Raw genomic sequence first — 18,022 nt, 5'->3', positions numbered from 1 at the left:
CGCCAATGACTGCGACCGCTACACCGACCGCTCAGAACCTGGGCACCATCGTCCAAGTGATCGGCCCGGTGCTCGACATCGAGTTCGCGCCGGAGAAGCTGCCGGAGATCTATAACGCCGTCGAGGTCAAGGATCCCAACGCGGCGATCCCGATCAATCTCGTGGCGGAGGTGCAGCAGCACATCGGCCAGAACATGGTTCGCGCGGTCGCGATGAGCTCGACGGACGGCGTGACGCGCGGCATGCAGGTGGTCGACACCGGCGCGGCGATCAAGGTGCCGGTGGGCAACGCGCCGCTTGGCCGGATCATCAACGTGCTCGGTGAGCCGATCGATGGTGGCGCGGCGATTCCCGCCAACACCGAGCGGTGGCCGATTCACCGCGAAACCCCGAAGTTCACCGACCTCGAGCCCAAGACCGAGATCTTCGAAACGGGCATCAAGGTCGTCGACCTGATCGCGCCGTTCGTGAAGGGTGGTAAGATCGGTCTCTTCGGCGGCGCCGGCGTCGGCAAGACGGTCGTGATTCAGGAGCTCATCAACAACGTGCAGAAGGGCCACGGCGGTCGCTCGGTCTTCTGCGGCGTCGGTGAGCGGACCCGTGAAGGCAACGACCTCTATCTCGAGTTCAAGGAAGCGAACATCCTCGAATCCGTGGCGCTCGTCTACGGTCAGATGAATGAGCCGCCGGGCGCGCGTCTCCGGGTCGGTCTCTCGGGCCTCACCATCGCCGAGTACTTCCGCGATGTCGAGGGCCAGGACGTGCTTCTCTTCATCGACAACATCTTCCGGTTTACTCAGGCCGGCTCCGAGGTCTCGGCGCTGCTGGGTCGGATGCCCAGCGCGGCTGGCTATCAGCCGACGCTTGCTACGGAAATGGGTGACTTGCAGGAGCGGATCACCTCGACCAAGAAGGGCTCGATCACCTCGGTGCAGGCCATCTACGTGCCGGCCGACGACTTGACCGACCCGGCGCCGGCCAACGCCTTTGCGCACTTGGACGCCACGGTCGTCTTGAGCCGCGCCATCTCGGAGCTTGGCATCTATCCGGCCGTCGATCCGCTCGACAGCTCGAGCCGAATTCTGGATCCGCAGTTCGTCGGCGAGCGGCACTACAATGTCGCAGTCGGTCTGCAGCGCACCTTGCAGCGCTACAAGGCGCTCCAGGACATCATCGCGATCCTGGGCATGGACGAGCTCACCGAAGAGGACAAGCTCATCGTCGCCCGGGCGCGGCGGTTGCAGCGCTTCCTGTCGCAGCCGTTCTTCGTGGCCGAGCAGTTTACCGGTTTCCCGGGCAAGTACGTCAAGCTCGAGGACACCATCGCGAGCTTCGAGCGGGTGCTGGCCGGTGAGTTCGATCACCTTCCCGAGCAGGCGTTCTACATGGTCGGCACGATCGACGAAGCTGTCGAGAAGGCCAAGAAGCTGGCGGGTGCGTGATGCAGGTCACGGTGATCGGTCCGGAAGCGTCCGTCTTCAACGGCGAGGCGGACGCCCTCGTCGCGCCGGCGTACGACGGGCAGGTCGGCATTCTGCCCAACCACGCGCCGTTCATGACCCTGCTGGGTTCCGGCGTCCTCACGGTGAAACACGGCGCTGCCGTTCATCGTTTCACTGTGCAGGGCGGCTTCCTGCAAGTCGTCTCTAATCGGGTTCGCGTGGTGGCTGAACACGTGGCGCCGGCGGCGTAAGCCGGCGCCCCACTCGAGGGAGACAACCGATGTATCGTAAAGCTCTCGTAATCGGCGGGCTCGCGCTTGCCATTGGTGGCGGCGCGGTCGATCTGGTGGCCCAGTCCACCGGCACCCCCGTCTTTCATGCCCCGTATCGGGCGTTTCAGCGGATCGAGTTTGGCGGCACCATTTCGGATCCCGGCGCAGGACTCGCTGCGGAAGGGTTCTACCGGTTTGGGCAGCGTCGCTGGGACATCGGCCTGCGCGGCGGCTTCCACGACCGGCGCGGCTCGGACACCCGACTCCTCCTGGGCGCCGACTTCCGCACCCGTGTGCTCGACCATTCGGCCGACTTTCCCTTCGATGGCGCCTTTACCGTCGGGGTTGGCGGCAGCTTCGGCGACGGTCGGTCGGTCATGTATGTGCCGGTAGGGATTTCGCTGGGCCGCCGGGTGCAGCTCGAGGACTCGGACATCGAGTTTGTCCCGTTCATTCATCCGGTGCTGGCACCGGCGTTTGGTGGTGGCAACAGCGATCTGCTGTTCGGATTGGGGCTCGGCGTCGATATCGCCTTCAACCGGCGCTTCGAGCTTCGGGTCAGCGCCGGCATCGGCGATTACGACGGCGTGGCGGTCAGTTTCGCGTTTACCCGGTAACGGATTGATCCGCGGGGCAGGTCAGGGGCCCGCCGGTCAGCCCGTGTCGCATTCGGAGTCCCGGGTGCCCATGGCCTCGGGACTTCGCATTGTTTGGTGCCCGACCGGTGTCTGGGGCCCACCGGGCAGTTCACGAGGAGAGCGCAGAACATGAAGCGGATAATGACGGGGTTGCTGGTGACCATGCTGGCGCTGCCGCTCGCTGCGCAGGCGCCGGGTCTGCCGGTCGTCAACGCCGGCGTGGCAAGCGGCGTCAAGTTTGGCACCATGGTCGGGCGCGGCAACGACGGCGCGGGGAGCGGGACCACGGTGGCGGTGAGTGGCAGCGTCGGGTCGCGGCGGGCCGCGATCGGCGGGTACCTGGCCCGCATGGCCGGGTCCAGCTGGAGCGACGATCCGATCACCGCACCTGGCGTGGTCGGCTCCTATCGACTGGCGGGCGGACCGCTCGTGCCGGTCGCCATCAACCTGCAGGCCGGGGCCGGGCGCTACTCGACCCCCATTGGTCTCGGTGGTGAACGAGTGTCCGTGTGGCAGGTGCCAGTCGGGGTCGGGATCGCGTGGACCATTCCGCAGCCGGCAGTCGCCATCCGGCCTTGGATTGCGCCGCGGATACAGTACAGTCGGCAGAGTCTCCCGGGAACCGTGCTCGCGGCCCGGGCGGAGAGCGTCACCACTACGGACGTCGCATTCGGTCTCAGTGGTGGCGTCGCGTTCGGCTTGCTCAATGGGGTCGGAATCGATCTGGCAGTCGACCGAGTCTTCGACGACCGGCTGACCTCTAAACCGACCACGGTTGGTGTCGGAGTCAGCCTCAACCTGAAGTAGGGAAGAGGAGGTGCCTCATTCGACCGACCACATTTGCGGCCTTGTTCCTGGCCGGCATCGCTCTAGTTTCCGACGCGGCTGCCCAGATCTCGGGCATTCCGATTCGGAATGCCGGTGTGACCGGCGGATTCGGGCTTGCGGCCGACTTCGGGCTCGGCAGTGTCAAAAGTCCTGGTGACAACGACAAGTCTCGCGCCCTTGGGGTAACCGGGGCGCTTGGTTTTGGGCCGTTGGGGTTGTCTGCGGGGGTGATTCGGACCACGATCGATCCGGCCATGGGGCCGAACGTGAGCCAGACCTCGCTCGCTGCGGCCGCTCAGTTCGCAGTCTTCGGCGGTCCGCTGGTGCCACTCAAGGTCACCTGGCAGGCTGGTCTGATTCAGCCGTTTGACGCGCCAGAGGGGGCTTCCAAGCCCTGGCGTGGCCACCTGGGTGTGGGTGCCGCGCTGGCAATACCGGCGGTGGCTGTCTCGATCCGACCCTGGGTTGCTCCTCGGGTCGATCTGATTCGGGTCGACGGTACCCAGATCAAAGGGGCCGTGAGCGGCGGGGTCGACTTCGGCCTGCTCTCGGGGCTCGGGTTTCGTTTGGCGTATGACAGCCGTCTGGGTTGGGCCGGCGAGGATCGGTCCGCCTCCGGCTTCAGTGTCGGGGTGGGTTACCACTTTCGGTGAGGATGACGTTGGCAAGTACAATGTGGCGGTTGGTGGCGGCAGGTGCGCTGGTGGGGTTGCTGAGCGGGTGCGCCCAGTCGTTCGATGCGACCTCGTTGGGAGTGCCGGCCACGATGGCGGCCGCCGCCGGTGATCCGGCTGCGGGTCAGCCCTTTCAGATCCGGACTCACACGGTGCATGCCTTCTGGGGCGTGGTGCAGCTCAAGGAGGCGCGCCTCGACCGCGCCCTTGCTTCGCAGCTGGTGGGCGGCAATGAGATCGCGCAACTCAAGATCCGGACCAAGAGCCGCTGGACCGACCTGCTGATCACGGGGTTGACGCTCGGCATCGTCGCTCCGAAGACGGTGATCTACGAGGGGGTAGTGGTCGGACGTTAGGCGACCTGCCCCCGCGGATGACGCCACGCTGGGCGTCATCCGCAAAACTTGACGGTCGTTCCCCCCTCTGACATTTTGCCAGGATGCTCGGGTCCTGGCGGCAGGTCTGGCTCCTCCTCGCGGTTCTCGCGGTCACGCTGCAGGGCGTGGTTGCGGGGGCGGCGCGATGTGAGGTTGCCAGATACGAGGCCGGTGCCGTCGCAGTCGCGCCGACCGCAGCAGACCACCACCCATCGCACGAGCACGCCGACGCCGCCGGTCCGTCGGGACCGATCGATCCCGCGTCCAGTCATCCCGGTCACCATGCAGGCGTATGTGTCTGCGCTGACGGCTGTCACCTGTCCGTCCCGCCAGGCCTCCGCCCTGCGTACCTCGCCGTTGCGATTGCACCTCCGGCTGATGCGGTCATCGTGCTGCCGACGGACCGTCCGGGATTTTCGACTGCAACCGTCCCCTTTCTTCTCCCCCCCGCACTCGCACCACCACTGACGGTTTAGGCGTTCTGTATCATCTTCAACGCGGGTGATCTCGTGCCACCGCCGGACTCGGCGGGGTTGCGACGATGCCTTCGCGACGCGTGGGAGTTCCCCCGGCACCGGTCTCCTGCCGTGGCGTCCGCCGACCGGATTCCGCGGTGACGACAACCAGGGGTCGACCCGCTCGTTTGCGGTGATACTCGATGCGCCAACGGCACGTCGCTGCGTGCCATGGCGGACCTTCGTCGTCAGGACCATCACGAAAGGGGAGGGCTCGTAAACGGTATGTCGAAAACTATCAGGCGGGACTTGGTACTCATCGCTGGGCTGTTCAGTCTCATCGGTTGTGGCGGCTCGGGGGATAAACCGGCGGTTCCGCCGCCTGCTGCGCCGACCACGGCGGCAGCCGATGCCGGTGCGCCATCGGGGCAGAATCCGGCGCTGATTGCTGCGGGTCGCGACGAATACTTCATCTGCCAGACCTGCCACATGGAGAACGGCGAGGGTGTGGCAGGCACCTATCCTCCGCTGGCCGGGTCTGAGATCGTCAATGGCCCCCCTGACCCCATGATCGCCATCGTGCTGCACGGCTTGCAGGGACCGGTGACGGTCAAAGGCCAGGTCTACAACAATATCATGGCGCCCTGGGGCTCGTTAGGCGATGACCAGATCGCCGCGGTCGTGAGCTACGTTCGCGCGTCATTCGGGAATAGCGCCAGTTCAATCACGCCGCAGGATGTCGCGGCCGTCCGCCAAGCGACAGCGTCGCGGACGGACCTGTGGACCATTGATGAGCTCCATCGTGCCACCCTGCGCTAGCGCGACGTGGTTGCTCGGCCTCCTGGCAATCGGCGCGGGCTGCGGCCCCGCGCCTCTTGCCAGAGCCGGGAACATCGCGGTTGTGGACGGTCATGCCTTTCCATCGATCGAAGGCAGCCTGGCCGCGTTCGTCTCGGTCCGGAATCAGGGGCGCGACACAGCCACGATCGTCGGGTTCGAAACCCCGGATGCCGCGCAGATCATGCTGCACCGCAACGAGGCAACCGGCGGCATGATCCGGATGATGCACCAGAGCGAGCTCGTGCTGCCGCCAGGCAGCACCGTGACGATGCGTTCTGGCGAGCTCCACCTGATGCTCGAGGGCCTCGGACGCGAGATGCTTCCTGGAGACTCGCTTCGGGTGAGGCTCGTTCTGACCGGCGAACGGTTGCTCGAGGTCGTGTTGCCGGTGGAGGGATTCGGCGATCGCGATGGGGTTGTCGATTGACTTGAATGGAGGTGCTGTGTGAAGGAACGGCTGCATCGGTGGGTGGTGACGAATGGTGCGGTGCTGGTTCGCAGCCTCGAGCGGGTCATTGGGCGGGCCTCGTTGATTCCGGACGAGCCCTTTCTCGATGGCGCCCAGTTCCCCTGGGTCAAGCTCTTGGAGGACCACGCCGAGACGATTCGTGCGGAGCTGTCGCGGGTGATGGTGCGTCACCAGGATCTCCCGAACTTCCAGGATATTTCAAAGGATCAGCGTCACCTGACGTCGGACGATGGCTGGAAGACGTTCTTCTTCTACGCGTACGGCTTTCGCGCTGCCGAGAACTGTGAGCGGTGCCCGGAGACGGCTCGGGTGCTGGCGCAAATTCCCGGCATGAAGACGGCATTCTTCTCGATACTTGCCCCGGGCAAACATATTCCCCCGCATCGGGGGCCCTTCAAGGGCGTGATTCGAGCGCACCTTGGATTGCAGGTGCCGGAGCCGCGGGAGCAGTGCCGTATCCGGGTCGATCAGGAGATTCGAGCGTGGGAGCAGGGGCGCGTCATGGTGTTTGACGACACCTATCAGCACGAAGTCTGGAATGACACAGACGGAGTGCGGGTTGTCTTGTTCCTCGATATCGTTCGACCACTCCGCTTCCCGGTCAACCTGTTGAATGCCGGGATCCTCAAGGTGATCGGGTGGTCGCCGTTCGTGCAGAACGCCGCAGACAACTATCGTGCCTGGGAGCGGGAGTTCGATCGAACCGAGCCGGCGTCCCCGCAGTGAAGAAGTGCTTGCTGGGTCTCGTCGCAGCGCAGCTGCTGACGGTTGGTTGCCGCGACGGACCCCGGGCTGGGGTTGACTTCCCATCGCCCTGGCCCAGGCCCGCCTTTACACTGACCGGCACGGATGGGACGCCCGTTGAATTTCACGAGTTTACCAGAGGACAACCTACGCTGGTGCTCTTCGGGTTTGCATCATGCCCCGATGTCTGCCCAGCGCACCTGGCGTCGATTGCCGGGGCCGCGCGGCAGCTCCCGGAAGCTGATCGCCAGCGCCTTCGTGTCGTCTTCATCACGGCCGATCCCGAACGCGATACACCTGACCGCCTGGCGCGCTGGCTTCGCGGATTCGATTCCGCGTTCGTCGGTTTGTCGGGCGATGCGGACGCCTTAGCGGAGGCTGCTCGTGCGATGCTGGTCGCCGCGCCGATGCGCTATCAGGATTCCGCCGGACGCATCGTCGTGGTCCACTATGAACGGGTGCTGGGCATCTCAGCCGATGACTCGGTCAGGGTTCTGATTCCGGCTGGGATCGGCGTCGAGCCGTGGGCTCGGGAACTGAAACGACTGGTTCGGATCCGACCGCGGCGTCGGGCCGCGTCGACAGGAGGACGTTAGCATGTCAGGTACGCTGCTGCTCGTGATCGTTGCTCAAGGCCTGGTGGGAAGTCCACCGCAACAGGACGCTGGTCCTCCGGCTCCTCTCGCAAGGTACGAAGTGGCTCTCGGACAGGACATCACGGTTGCCGACAAACTGTTTGACGAGCTGCTGAGTCCCTTCTGTCCCGGGCTGACCCTCAAGAACTGCCCCTCGCCAGCGGCCGATTCATTGCGGCGCAGCATCCGAGGGCACCTGGAGGGTGGCGCGTCGATCAGTGAGGTCAAGGCCGCCCTGGTCGATGCCTATGGCCAGACGATTCTCGGCGCCCCGCCTGCAACGGGGTTCAATCTGGTGCTGTGGGTGTTGCCGTGGGTATCTGTGGCGGCAGGTGGTGCGGCACTCGCCCTGCTGATTCTTCGTCGTCGTCGGCGCGAGGGTCCGGTTGCCCCGGTCGAACCTGAACCGGCTGCTTCCTCCGACGAGGAGCGCCACCTAGCCGCCGTCTTGCGGGACATTGCCTAACGAGGCGGTGACCCCGCCATTAGCGTGGCAACCAGGTCCGCATTGCGGCGGGCGGCCCCTCGTTCGCCCTCGGCGACCCTGAGCGCCGCGTTGCCGGCGGCCACTCGCGCAACGGGGTCCGCGAGCCAACCACTCCAGCATGCCGCCAGTTGACTGGCTGCCTCCGTCGGATCAGCCACCAACGCCACGGCGGCCCGGGCGTCAATCAGGAGCCCGGCCTCTCGACTCGTCTGCCAGCGGGGGCCGACGACGATCGGAATGGCGCAAACAGCGGGTTCAAGCACCGAATGCAGCCCGGCCCGCCCGAAGCCTCCCCCCACATAAGCCATCGCGGCGCCCCGGTAGAGTCCGGCCAGGATCCCGACACGGTCGACGATTACCAATCGGGGAACAACGCCCCGGTCCGGCAGCTCGGACAGGCGGGTGCCGCGCAGGCCCGACGCAGCCAGTCGCGCAGTCAGGGCACGGAGATGGGTGGCAACGGGCTCGTGCGGCACCAGAATCAGCCGGGCGTTGCTATGCTTGCTCTGCACGGTGCGCCAGGCGTCGACCACGACCTGTTCATCCCCCTCCCAGGTCGAGCCGGCAACCAGCGTCGCGGCGCCCTCGGTCAGATGTGCCAGGGGCCAGCTGTCGGGCAATGCGGCAACTTTGGCGAAGGCACTGTCCACTCGCGGGTCGCCAAGTACGGTAATGCGAGTGGGATCCGTGCCGAGCTCGACGAGCCGGCGGGCATCATCGGGGGCAATGGCGCCGGCGCGATCGATGGCTGCGTACCCTGGTCGAGTCAGCGCCCGCGCAACCGGACGCCGTCGGCCGCTGACCGGACTGACGGTGCCGGCAACCAGGCCTACCCGAGTGCCGCGCCGACGAGCTCGCGTGGCCAGTTCGGGCCAGAGGTCGAGCTTGGTGAACACCAGTGCTGTTGGCTCGAGCGCGCTCAGCATGGCGTCAACCTGGGTTCGCGTATCGTAGGGCAGGTAATCGGCACAGTCGACCGGCTGGCGGCGGGCCAGGGCCTCCGCCGAGGGACTGAAGAACGAGTAGACGATCTGCCAGTCGGGGTGTGCTTCGCGGAGCAGGGCGAGTACGGCCTCGGCCTGTAAACCCTCGCCTACCGAGGGCGCGTGGATCCAGAGCAGCGGACGCCGCCGATCGCGCGCGGCCTGGCTCCAGGCCTCCCACCGCGCCACCGCGCCACGCCGAGCCAGATCGCCAATCCGCAATTTGGGCGCTGCGCCGCGGATCAGGGGCAGGAGAGCTACGGCGGCGCGGGCCGCCGCACGGTAGGCGAGGCTGGTGGCGGGCACCGGTCAATCATAACCGATTCCGGGCGGGGATCGGTCCCTTGGTGGCCCTTGTCATTCCGCCCGGATCTTTCCACTTTTGGAGTGCCCCTGTGGCTGTTCTGTTCCACCGCAAACTGAGGAGGTGATCCATTGTCTAGCGAAAAACGTCGTTCGAGCTCGAGCTGGGCAAGCGGTCGCCAGGAGATCGCGTAGCTCCGAGAGCATGAGCAGGACCTCGGAGCCTGAATCGGTTCCCGGTGGTCGTCTCGAGCTCGAAGGACTTTACATCGCGCCGCTCGCCTTGTGGCGGGCGGCGCGATTGCGTTGGTGAGGTTCCGTTTCCAGGGCCGAGTTGCCGGCGGCCCGACCTTCTGCTGATCCGCCTGACTGGATCCGCGACCGTACTGTAGGCCGGAGGTTCTCCCGCTCGTGCTGCTGCTTGCTCTCGTACTGGGAACGTTCGCGCTCGCCCCGCTGGTCGGCTGGGTTGCTCGCTCGCGTGCGGCCGCCGCCGTCGCACTGTTGCCGGCGGGTCTGTTTGCCGCGTTCCTTGCGCAGCTCCCGATCGTGGCTGCTGGTGGACTCACCGAAGTCCGCTCGTGGATTCCGACGCTTGGCATTGCGGCCCGGTTCCGCCTTGACGGCCTGTCACTGCTCTTTGCGCTGCTGATCACGGGCATCGGTGCCGTCGTCTTCCTGTATGCTGCCCGCTATTTCCGGCAGAACGACAAAGCGGTCCGGTTCTTCATCACGCTGACCGTGTTTGCCGGCGCCATGCTTGGTGCGGTTCTGGCGGACGATCTGATCCTGCTGATCGTGTTCTGGGAACTGACCAGCCTGACCTCGTTCTTTCTGATCGGTTTCTACCCCGAATCGGCCGATGCCCGTCGATCGGCGCAGCAGGGGCTCCTCGTTACGGTTGCCGGCGGCCTCGCGCTGCTGGCCGGCGGCCTGATCCTGGGCACTATCGGCGGGACATTCAGCATCTCGGAGCTGATTGCCAATCGCGCGGTGCTCGCGGAGCATGCGCTGGCGCCCGTCGTGATCGGGCTCGTGGCCCTCGGGGCGTTTACCAAGTCGGCGCAGTTCCCCTTTCACTTCTGGCTGCCGAATGCCATGGTGGCACCGACCCCGGTGTCTGCGTACCTCCATTCGGCCACGATGGTCAAGCTAGGTGTCTACCTGCTGGCCCGATTCGACCCGGTCTTCGGGCAGTCGACTCTCTGGATCGGACTGCTCGTGACCGTCGGGACCCTGACCATGCTCGTCGGGTCGATGCATGCGTTGCGCAACACGGATCTCAAGCGGTTGCTGGCGTATTCGACCGTGGTGTCGCTAGGTACGCTGGTGGTGTTGATCGGCAACCCGGCTCCGATGGCGTCCGTGGCGCTTGCCCTCTTTCTGGTGGGTCATGCGCTCTATAAGGCCTGCCTCTTCCTGGTAACCGGGATCATCGACTATCGGGCCGGATCGCGGGACAGCGCGGCACTCGGCGGACTCCGCCATCGGATGCCGATCACGGCGGCGGTTGCCGTTCTGGGAGCGTTGTCGATGGCGGGGCTGCCGCCCTTTGTCGGGTTCCTGGCCAAGGAAGTGCTCTATGAGGCAACCTTGCTTGGTCGCTTCGGCTGGGTGTTGGCTGGAATCGGCGTCCTCACGAACGCGGTGATGGTGGTGGTGGCCGGGGCGGTGGCCCTGCGCTGCTTCTTCGGCCCGCTTCGGCCGACGCCACGCGAGCCGCGCGACCCGTCTGTCATGATGTGGGGCGGACCGGCGTTGCTCGCGCTGCTTGGCGTTCTCTTCGGCATCCTGCCCGAGCTGGCCGGGAATACGGTCGTGGCGGCTGCGGCAGAGGCGGCGGCAGGCGCTCCGGTGCCGTACTCGCTGGCGCTCTGGCACGGGCTGTCGGTCATGCTGCTGCTCAGCGCCGTGACCCTGGCGCTCGGTGTCGGGCTCTATCGGGGCTGGCCGCGGATTCAGCGGGCGCTGGCTGCGGCGGATTGGATCGACCGGCACGGTCTCGATGGGGGCTACGATCGTGCGTTGCATGGTTTGCAGCGCGTCGCGGCCTGGCAGACCAGCCGGCTGCAGCACGGTAGTCTGCGCGGCTACCTGTGGGCAACTCTCGCCGTCTTTACCGTGGGGGTCGGCGGAGCCCTGCTCCTGGGCGGAGGCGTCGCCTGGCCGGGCGGTCCGCCGGAGGGGCTGGGGCCGGTGGTCGTGCTTCCGATTCTACTCGTCATTACCGCCCTTGCGGTGGGAATGGCGCCGAACTTCGTAGCCGGATTGGTCGCCGCTGGTGTCGTGGGCTTTGTCGTCGCGGTGATCTACCTGTTTCAGGGGGCCCCCGACCTTGCCTTCACCCAGTTTCTGGTCGAGGCTCTCGCGGTGGTGATTCTGCTGGCCATCGTCCGATTCCTTCCCTTCCGTGAACCTGAGTTCCGAACCCCGGCAGAGCGGCGCAACGATGCAGCGCTCGCTGCGGGGTTTGGGGCCGTTGTGACGGTCGTTCTGCTGGCTGTCGTCTCAGGTGCCTTTGATCCTCAGGTCTCGGACTTCTTTCGTCAGGCCAGCCAGCCTGAAGCACACGGGCGCAATCTGGTCAACGTGATCATCGTCGACTTTCGCGGGATCGACACCCTGGGTGAAATCATGGTGTTGAGCCTCGCGGCCATCGCCGCCGCCGCGGTCGTCAAGAGCGTCCGCCGGCCCGGTCAGGGGGAACGATGAAGAGTTCGGTCATTCTGCGCACCGGGGGGCGGCTGCTGCTGCCGGTCTCGGGCCTGTTCTCGCTCTACATCCTGCTGCGTGGGCACAATGAGCCCGGCGGCGGATTCATCGGCGGGTTGATCGCCGCTGCCGGGCTCGCGATCTACGCCTTGCCGCGCGGTCGTGAAGCACTCTACCGGGTCCTTCTGATGCGGCCGGCAACGCTGGCGGCTCTGGGGCTCCTCCTTGCTGTCAGTGGCGGTCTGCCTGGCTTGCTGGTCGGCGAGCAATTCCTGGCGCATCAGTGGGCCGCCCCCGGAGGGTTCGCGATCGGAACGACACTGATATTTGATGCGGGCGTCTATCTCGTCGTGGTCGGGTCAGTGCTGCTCTTCCTCTCACTGTACTTGGAGGACTGAGCGGTGGAGCTGCCCTTCGTTCTCGCGGTTGGTGTGCTGGTCGCGGTAGCCGTGTACATGCTGCTCTCGCGGAACGTTCTTCGGATGCTGCTCGGGTTTCTGGTGCTGACGAACGGCGTCAATCTCTCGCTGTTCATTGCAGGCCGCTTCGGGTCGCGGGTCCCGCCGTTGGTGCCCGAGGGCGAAACGACGATTGCCGTGAGCGCGAACCCGCTGCCGCAGGCGCTGATTCTGACCGCCATCGTAATTTCCTTTGCACTCGCTGCTTTTACCGCGGTGCTGCTCCACGGGGCCTACCGTAAGCTTGGCACCGTTGACAGCGATGCCATGCGAGAGGCCGAGGGTCGTTCGTCGGCCTCGGTGCCCGCGGCCGATCCGGAGGTTACATGACGGATCATTGGTTGCTGACCCTGCCGGCTGCCATCCCGATGGTCAGCCTTGCACTCTGCACCGTGCTGGCGCGTCATCGGCGGGCGCAGCGGATCGTCAGCCTGACCTCCAGCGTCGGGCTCTTGGTTGCCTCACTGGCTCTCCTGGCTGCCGTCTTCGATGGTACCGTCCTGGCCACTCAGTTCGGCGGATGGCGAGCGCCGTTCGGTATCACGTTCGTTGCCGACCTGTTCTCCGCGGCCATGGTGGTCATTACGGGTATCATGGCGGTGGCCGTTGGGGTTTATGGCCTGGTGGACCGCGCTCGGCGCCGAGAGCGCGCGCTATACCACCCACTCTACCAGGGCTTGCTGCTCGGCGTGGTCGGCGCGTTTCTCACCGGTGACATCTTCAACATGTATGTCTGGTTCGAGATCATGCTGATCTCGTCGTTCGGCCTGCTCGTCATCGGCGGGTCGCGGGAACAGCTGGATGGCGCCGTCAAGTACGTGGCGCTCAATCTGGTCGCAACCACGCTCTTCCTGCTGGGCGTTGCATTTCTCTACGGAGCCACGGGTACGCTCAATCTGGCACAACTCGCCGGGATCGTTCCCACGCTGGAGAATCGGGGCCTGGTCACGGCCATCGCCGTGCTGCTGGTCCTCGCGTTCGGCGCCAAGGCTGCGGTCTTTCCGCTCTTCTTCTGGCTGCCGGCCGCGTACCATACGGCAGCTGCGCCGGTGGTCGCCATCTTTGCTGCGATGCTCACCAAGGTCGGGGTCTATGCGATGATTCGCGTCGTGACCCTGGTCTTTCCAGGAACGGCGCTGATCAGTTCGATCATCGGCGCCATTGCCATCTTCACCATGGTGACCGGTGTGCTCGGCGCAGCCGCGCACTACGATGTCCGTCGGATTCTGTCGTTCCATATCATCAGCCAGATCGGCTACATGCTGTTCGGCCTCGCCATAGCCACACCGCTGGCTGTGGCCGGTTCGATTTTGTATGTGATCCATCACATCGTCGTCAAGGCCAATCTGTTCCTGTTGGCCGGGGTCATCAATCGGGCGGCTGGCTCGTTCGATCTGAAGCAGATCGGTGGGTTGGTGCGGAGCGCGCCGCTGGTTGCCGCGCTCTTCGTCGTCCCGGCCTTCTCGCTGGCCGGGCTCCCGCCGCTGTCGGGGTTCTGGAGCAAGCTGGTCGTCATCAAGGCGGGCTTCGAGGCGGGGCACCTCGTGCTCGCGGTGACCGGCCTGGCCGTCGGCGTGCTGACGCTCTATTCGATGCTCAAGATCTGGAACGAAGCGTTCTGGAAGCCGCAATCCGAACTGTCGCGGATCGCGGCGGATCGCTGGCGCCGGTATCCGGTGGTGCGGCGGACCATGCTGATGCCGATTGCCGCGCTGGCGGCTATCACGCTGACGATTGGCTTTGCCGCCGAACCTTTCGTTGAGTTCTCGACTCGGGCCGCGGCGCAGTTGCTCGCGCCCGAAGCCTACATCAGTGCTGTGCTCCCGGAAACCGCCGTTGCGGTCGAGAGCGCCAGCGAGATCGGACGGTAGACCATGATACGTCGAGCGATCGGCTGGGTGTGGCTCCTGCTGCTGTTCGGGCGTGAGTGGGTCCGGTCGGTTTGGGACGTGGCGATAACGGTGCTTTTCCCGCAGCGCGTGACGCAGTCAGCGATCGTCGCGATTCCGCTCGATGTCAAAACCGACGGCGGCATTACGCTGCTTGCCAACATGATCACGCTGACACCGGGGACGACTACGTTGCACGTCTCCGACGACCGGAGCGTGCTCTATGCGCACGTCCTCAACGTGACACCGAATACGGTCGCGGGGATCAAGCAGGGCTTCGAACGTCGAGTCCTGGAGGTTCTGGGATGACGGGAGCTGGATTTCTTCAGTTCGCCATCGTGGCGTCGGCCACCATGCTGGTGACCGCCTGCGTGCTCGTGGTGATCAGAGTCGTGCGTGGACCGAGCGCGGCTGATCGTATCGTAGGCCTCGACATGCTGGGTTCGCTCGGTGTCAGCGCGGCTGCGGTTGCGGTCATCGCGTCGGGCTCGGTTGCCTTCATCGATATTGCACTCGGTATCGCGCTGGTCGGGTTCCTGGGCACGGTCGCGTTCGGCGCCTTCATGGAGCGTGGGACGCTGCAGGATGAGGAGGAGGACGTATGAGGGAGTGGATTGCCGGCGGCCTGCTGCTGATTGGCGGCGCCATCGTGCTGATTGCCGGAATCGGAGTGCTCCGGCTGCCCGACTTCTTTACCCGCATGCATGCCGCGACCAAGGCGGGCGCCGCGGGGTCTGGCTTTATTCTGCTGGGGGTGGCTACGCTGCATCCGGAGCTAGCTACGTGGGGTAAGGCGGTGGTCGCCATCGTGTTTCTGCTCATGACCACGCCAATCGCTGCACACTTGCTGGGGCGCGCGGCCTACGTCGGGGGTGTGTTGCTGTGGGATGGCACCATCGAAGATCGCCTCGAGGAGGCGCTTCGCCGGGGTACTTTCAATGAGGTGCTGCCGCCGCCGCGCCCGGAGTCCCGCTCCGGGCCGGTCTGAATCCTGACGCGAGCAGGAAGCGTAGAGCCTTGACTATGCCGGCAGCCTCTTACTGGTCGAAGACACGGGCCCCTCGGCACAGCTTGCTCTTTGCCTTGCCGTTGCTGCTCCTGTATGAGGCACTGGCCTACCTGCTGAGTGGGGATGCCATTGCCGGGGTGCGTAACGGCGCCGACGTGCTGCTCAAGAGCGCGTTCCTGGCGTTGGGCGGGCGACACGGCCTGACGGTCTTCGCGGTCCTCCTGCTCAGCGTTGGGGCGGTCCTGGTGGTTCGCGATCGGCGGCGCGGGCCGATCGAGCCGCGGCTGTTCGCGGGGATGCTGGGAGAGTCGCTCGTCTACGCGGCATTGCTGGGCGTCGTAGCCGGCACCCTCACTTCGCTCCTGATGGGCCGGCTCAGCATCGTGCTCGCGGCTGGGGCGTTCGACCAGTTCAACTTTCCGACCCAGGTCATGATCTCGCTTGGCGCCGGGCTGTATGAGGAACTGGTGTTTCGGGTGCTGCTCGTATCCGGACTGGCCTGGCTGGCCACGCGTGGCCTTGGCTGGTCGCCCCGAGCTGGCGCCGTGACGGCCATCGTGCTCGGCGCGCTCATCTTCTCCGCCTTCCACTACGTCGGCCCGTACGGCGACCCGTTCCAGCTCGACTCGTTCACGTTTCGGGCCGTGGCCGGCGGCATCTTCAGCGGCCTGTACCTGACTCGAGGCTTTGGGATCGCGGCCTGGACCCACGCGCTCTACGATCTGCTGCTCGCAATCTTTCGCTAGCTGCGCTGGGGCTACCGTGTCGGGTAGCTGGCCACTCGTCCGACCGTCAGAATGTCACCTTCAGGCTCCTGGCGCCTGGTCACGATCCGATCCGCGGCAAATGCCACCCCGTACTCCTCCCGACTCGCGGGGCGGAAGCAGCCGGTTGGCACGCCAGCTTCGTTGAGTCGGATATAGACCTTGCTGCCTGAGGCAACGGGGGGGTGAAAGCCGAGCCAGAATCCGTTGCCCGCATCCGGCCCGTGCCAGGCGATGCCGGGACGAGTGGCCGGATAGTGTTTCAACATCTCCATTGCTTCCGGTGAGCTCCATCCGCGCTGCTGGAGGAACCGATGTCGTGCGTCAACCGAGTCACGGTCTTCCTGGCTGACAGGCGGGTCTTTGATGTCGAAGACGAAGACACGGACGGTGCGACCGGCGGCCGACAGCATCTGGACCTCGGGCTTGGCATCATCATGAACCAGGATATGCTGCTCGGTTGTCCCGAACAGTGTTCGCCTGGGAAAGTTCACCCGGAGCGCTCCGCGTTCCTTGTTGCGGGTGATGATCCTGATCTCTGGACCCGGGAACTTGGCCCGAATGCCTTCGGTGCTCCCTGCGCCGGGGCGCCAGGCCACCAGATCGATGCTGGGCCGATGATGCCCCTTGTCGGGGATTCCCTCAGTCAGGTGATGGTTGGCGCCGAAGACGAGCGTGCCGTCGCCGAGGCGTCCCATCAGGCCGGCCACGCCGAGCGAGGGTACCGCGCCGTGGCCGATGGCCCGAACGAACCCGTTGTTGGTGAACAGCGAGATGCGCGCCGCATTGACGTCGCGTACGGCAATGGTATCGCCAGCCCAGCGGAACAGATACGCCGCGAGGCCGTATTCTCCCGGCCCCTCGCCCAACTGACCGAGGCGGGCCACCTCCTGCCCGGTGGGCGCAATGACCCGGATCGTCTTGGCGGTGCGGTCGAGGAAGGCGAAACGACCGTCTTGCATCAGGAGGTACTGCCCGGCTACCGCCGTCTCTTCAGCCACGATACCCTCGGGCCAGGCCGAGGGTCCGGCCGGCGCCCGGCAGGCGGTCGGGTTGGTAAGGGCTCGGGCCAGGGTCGAACGGTCGATGCGCACGGTGTCGATTGACGACGGGGTTGGGGGCAACGCTGTGGGGTTGGCATTGCTCAGGAACCAGCTGGCGATGACTACGATAGGCAGCATCTCGGCCTCTCCGTGGGCGGGAGTATTGTGTCCAGGCCCGCCGCGCCCGGCCGGTCCCTCCTTTGGTTATCGGGGCCAGCTGGGCATCCCTTGAGCGGAGGCCGACTCCGAGAACCTCGCGGCGCCACATCAACCGACCATCAACCGGACCGTGCCTGGCCCTGGTCGGGAGCTGCATCCGATGGAGTTGCTTTGGGGGAAATCGCGAGTTGAGGATCGGTTGATCGCCGTCTGGTAGCGTCGGGAGTGTGTCAGCTGGTGAGGATGCGGCGCACAGAGTGGAGCGGAGCGGAAGCCCCGATGATCGGTCCGGTCGCCCGAACGATCATCGGGGGCCGCGGCGTGCTTTACTGGGGTGGGGCCGGCGTCGTGGCCGCCACATCGGCAATCCGGAGCCACTGTCCGTCGACCAGATGCCAATGGATCATGTAGCTGCCGGACTCCGTGACAGACGAGCGCGCGCCCGGTGGGGTAATCGACAGTGAGTAGTCGCCGAGCTCGACGGCAAGCGGGCCGTGTCGGGTGACGGAACGGGCTCGCGTCGTGATCGCGGCGTTGACCTTGGCCATCTCGCCGACCACGCCGGCAATCGCTTCACGCCCCTTGAAGGGCGGCTGGCCGCTGATGATCAGCTCGCCATCGGGCGCGTACTGCGCAGCAACCACGTCGCCCATCCCGGAACTGAAGGCCCCGTTGAACTCGAGGTTGAGCGAGTCGATGACTCGCTTCACCTCGGCGGTTTCGGCCGCTTCGCGCTGTACCTTCTGCTCGGGAGATTCGGCCGGCGGTGAGGGCGAGCAGGCAGCCAACAGGAACGCGACCGGTACCAGGCGTCTCATGGAAAAACCTCTGTCAGGGTTGT

General features: G+C 65.6%; 22 protein-coding genes. 19 read left to right on the top strand and 3 right to left on the bottom strand.

The features are described 5' to 3' along the window. Positions 1 to 5 precede the first annotated feature (5 nt). From atpD to KF785_09250, 11 genes are all read left to right on the top strand, one after another. Positions 6 to 1,442 carry a F0F1 ATP synthase subunit beta gene (gene atpD, locus KF785_09300; protein MBX3146959.1) on the top strand — a complete coding sequence of 479 codons (1,437 nt, stop codon included), beginning with the start codon at positions 6 to 8 and terminating at the stop codon, positions 1,440 to 1,442. Next, on the top strand, positions 1,439 to 1,693 hold the full coding sequence (gene atpC, locus KF785_09295) for an ATP synthase F1 subunit epsilon (protein MBX3146958.1): 255 nt from the start codon (positions 1,439 to 1,441) through the stop codon (positions 1,691 to 1,693). Before atpD ends, atpC begins: the two co-directional genes overlap by 4 nt. A 29-nt stretch (positions 1,694 to 1,722) precedes the next feature. Continuing rightward, positions 1,723 to 2,331, top strand: a complete 609-nt coding sequence (locus KF785_09290; GenBank protein ID MBX3146957.1) for an outer membrane beta-barrel protein — start codon at positions 1,723 to 1,725, stop codon at positions 2,329 to 2,331. A 150-nt stretch (positions 2,332 to 2,481) separates the two neighbouring features. Then, a complete protein-coding gene (locus KF785_09285) occupies positions 2,482 to 3,159 on the top strand; it encodes a hypothetical protein (GenBank protein MBX3146956.1) in 678 nt (225 codons plus the stop codon). Between the two features lie 116 nt (positions 3,160 to 3,275). Then, positions 3,276 to 3,833 carry a hypothetical protein gene (locus KF785_09280; GenBank protein ID MBX3146955.1) on the top strand — a complete coding sequence of 186 codons (558 nt, stop codon included), beginning with the start codon at positions 3,276 to 3,278 and terminating at the stop codon, positions 3,831 to 3,833. Between the two features lie 8 nt (positions 3,834 to 3,841). Next, positions 3,842 to 4,210, top strand: a complete 369-nt coding sequence (locus KF785_09275; protein MBX3146954.1) for a hypothetical protein — start codon at positions 3,842 to 3,844, stop codon at positions 4,208 to 4,210. 761 nt (positions 4,211 to 4,971) lie between these two features. Continuing rightward, entirely contained in the window at positions 4,972 to 5,505 is a 534-nt protein-coding gene (locus tag KF785_09270; protein MBX3146953.1) for a cytochrome c, read from the top strand. Then, on the top strand, positions 5,489 to 5,953 hold the full coding sequence (locus KF785_09265) for a copper chaperone PCu(A)C (GenBank protein MBX3146952.1): 465 nt from the start codon (positions 5,489 to 5,491) through the stop codon (positions 5,951 to 5,953). Before KF785_09270 ends, KF785_09265 begins: the two co-directional genes overlap by 17 nt. A gap of 18 nt (positions 5,954 to 5,971) precedes the next feature. Next, the gene (locus KF785_09260; protein MBX3146951.1) at positions 5,972 to 6,721 is read left to right on the top strand and encodes an aspartyl/asparaginyl beta-hydroxylase domain-containing protein; all 750 of its coding nucleotides are present in this window, start codon (positions 5,972 to 5,974) and stop codon (positions 6,719 to 6,721) included. Continuing rightward, on the top strand, positions 6,718 to 7,335 hold the full coding sequence (locus KF785_09255) for an SCO family protein (protein ID MBX3146950.1): 618 nt from the start codon (positions 6,718 to 6,720) through the stop codon (positions 7,333 to 7,335). The genes KF785_09260 and KF785_09255 overlap by 4 nt, the downstream gene beginning before the upstream one ends. A 1-nt stretch (position 7,336) precedes the next feature. Then, positions 7,337 to 7,840: a cytochrome c-type biogenesis protein CcmH gene (locus KF785_09250; protein ID MBX3146949.1), complete on the top strand. Its 504-nt coding sequence runs from the start codon at positions 7,337 to 7,339 to the stop codon at positions 7,838 to 7,840. On the opposite strand, the gene KF785_09245 is transcribed toward KF785_09250, so the two are convergent. Next, positions 7,837 to 9,150: a hypothetical protein gene (locus KF785_09245; GenBank protein MBX3146948.1), complete on the bottom strand. Its 1,314-nt coding sequence runs from the start codon at positions 9,148 to 9,150 to the stop codon at positions 7,837 to 7,839. The genes KF785_09250 and KF785_09245 overlap by 4 nt on opposite strands. Before the next feature lie 408 nt (positions 9,151 to 9,558). Between KF785_09245 and KF785_09240 the strand changes: the two genes are divergently transcribed. Genes KF785_09240 through KF785_09205 form a run of 8 tightly spaced genes read left to right on the top strand, consistent with a single transcriptional unit; the run spans position 9,559 to position 15,961 of the window. Further along, on the top strand, positions 9,559 to 11,859 hold the full coding sequence (locus KF785_09240) for a DUF4040 domain-containing protein (GenBank protein ID MBX3146947.1): 2,301 nt from the start codon (positions 9,559 to 9,561) through the stop codon (positions 11,857 to 11,859). Continuing rightward, positions 11,856 to 12,257, top strand: coding sequence for a hypothetical protein (locus KF785_09235; protein ID MBX3146946.1), 402 nt, complete (start codon positions 11,856 to 11,858; stop codon positions 12,255 to 12,257). The genes KF785_09240 and KF785_09235 overlap by 4 nt, the downstream gene beginning before the upstream one ends. A gap of 3 nt (positions 12,258 to 12,260) precedes the next feature. Next, complete coding sequence (locus KF785_09230; GenBank protein ID MBX3146945.1) at positions 12,261 to 12,647, top strand: NADH-quinone oxidoreductase subunit K; 387 nt, start codon at positions 12,261 to 12,263, stop codon at positions 12,645 to 12,647. Continuing rightward, a complete protein-coding gene (locus KF785_09225; GenBank protein MBX3146944.1) occupies positions 12,644 to 14,188 on the top strand; it encodes a Na+/H+ antiporter subunit D in 1,545 nt (514 codons plus the stop codon). Before KF785_09230 ends, KF785_09225 begins: the two co-directional genes overlap by 4 nt. Positions 14,189 to 14,191: 3 nt before the next feature. Further along, complete coding sequence (locus KF785_09220) at positions 14,192 to 14,515, top strand: Na+/H+ antiporter subunit E (protein ID MBX3146943.1); 324 nt, start codon at positions 14,192 to 14,194, stop codon at positions 14,513 to 14,515. Continuing rightward, complete coding sequence (locus KF785_09215) at positions 14,512 to 14,811, top strand: hypothetical protein (protein ID MBX3146942.1); 300 nt, start codon at positions 14,512 to 14,514, stop codon at positions 14,809 to 14,811. The genes KF785_09220 and KF785_09215 overlap by 4 nt, the downstream gene beginning before the upstream one ends. Continuing rightward, positions 14,808 to 15,194, top strand: a complete 387-nt coding sequence (gene mnhG / locus KF785_09210) for a monovalent cation/H(+) antiporter subunit G (GenBank protein MBX3146941.1) — start codon at positions 14,808 to 14,810, stop codon at positions 15,192 to 15,194. Before KF785_09215 ends, mnhG begins: the two co-directional genes overlap by 4 nt. 35 nt (positions 15,195 to 15,229) lie before the next feature. Then, positions 15,230 to 15,961: a CPBP family intramembrane metalloprotease gene (locus KF785_09205; protein MBX3146940.1), complete on the top strand. Its 732-nt coding sequence runs from the start codon at positions 15,230 to 15,232 to the stop codon at positions 15,959 to 15,961. 11 nt (positions 15,962 to 15,972) lie between these two features. Here the strand turns inward: KF785_09205 and KF785_09200 are convergent, their stop codons facing one another. After that, positions 15,973 to 17,160 carry a hypothetical protein gene (locus KF785_09200; GenBank protein ID MBX3146939.1) on the bottom strand — a complete coding sequence of 396 codons (1,188 nt, stop codon included), beginning with the start codon at positions 17,158 to 17,160 and terminating at the stop codon, positions 15,973 to 15,975. Between the two features lie 347 nt (positions 17,161 to 17,507). Continuing rightward, complete coding sequence (locus KF785_09195; GenBank protein ID MBX3146938.1) at positions 17,508 to 17,999, bottom strand: nuclear transport factor 2 family protein; 492 nt, start codon at positions 17,997 to 17,999, stop codon at positions 17,508 to 17,510. Positions 18,000 to 18,022 lie beyond the last annotated feature (23 nt).

The sequence above is a fragment of the Gemmatimonadales bacterium genome (genome assembly GCA_019637315.1).
GTDB lineage: Bacteria > Gemmatimonadota > Gemmatimonadetes > Gemmatimonadales > GWC2-71-9 > SHZU01.
The sequence above is the reverse complement of the archived record's forward strand: the minus strand, read 5'-3'. Positions and strand labels throughout refer to the sequence as shown.

Bases quoted from the DNA above. Each gene is read 5' to 3' on its own strand.
- mnhG (MBX3146941.1), top strand. From the start codon at position 14,808: ATGAGGGAGTGGATTGCCGGCGGCCTGCTGCTGATTGGCGGCGCCATC.
- KF785_09195 (MBX3146938.1), bottom strand. From the start codon at position 17,999: ATGAGACGCCTGGTACCGGTCGCGTTCCTGTTGGCTGCCTGCTCGCCC.
- KF785_09285 (MBX3146956.1), top strand. From the start codon at position 2,482: ATGAAGCGGATAATGACGGGGTTGCTGGTGACCATGCTGGCGCTGCCG.
- atpD (MBX3146959.1), top strand. From the start codon at position 6: ATGACTGCGACCGCTACACCGACCGCTCAGAACCTGGGCACCATCGTC.
- KF785_09225 (MBX3146944.1), top strand. From the start codon at position 12,644: ATGACGGATCATTGGTTGCTGACCCTGCCGGCTGCCATCCCGATGGTC.
- KF785_09205 (MBX3146940.1), top strand. From the start codon at position 15,230: ATGCCGGCAGCCTCTTACTGGTCGAAGACACGGGCCCCTCGGCACAGC.
- KF785_09220 (MBX3146943.1), top strand. From the start codon at position 14,192: ATGATACGTCGAGCGATCGGCTGGGTGTGGCTCCTGCTGCTGTTCGGG.
- KF785_09215 (MBX3146942.1), top strand. From the start codon at position 14,512: ATGACGGGAGCTGGATTTCTTCAGTTCGCCATCGTGGCGTCGGCCACC.
- KF785_09290 (MBX3146957.1), top strand. From the start codon at position 1,723: ATGTATCGTAAAGCTCTCGTAATCGGCGGGCTCGCGCTTGCCATTGGT.
- KF785_09200 (MBX3146939.1), bottom strand. From the start codon at position 17,160: ATGCTGCCTATCGTAGTCATCGCCAGCTGGTTCCTGAGCAATGCCAAC.
- KF785_09250 (MBX3146949.1), top strand. From the start codon at position 7,337: ATGTCAGGTACGCTGCTGCTCGTGATCGTTGCTCAAGGCCTGGTGGGA.
- KF785_09270 (MBX3146953.1), top strand. From the start codon at position 4,972: ATGTCGAAAACTATCAGGCGGGACTTGGTACTCATCGCTGGGCTGTTC.
- KF785_09235 (MBX3146946.1), top strand. From the start codon at position 11,856: ATGAAGAGTTCGGTCATTCTGCGCACCGGGGGGCGGCTGCTGCTGCCG.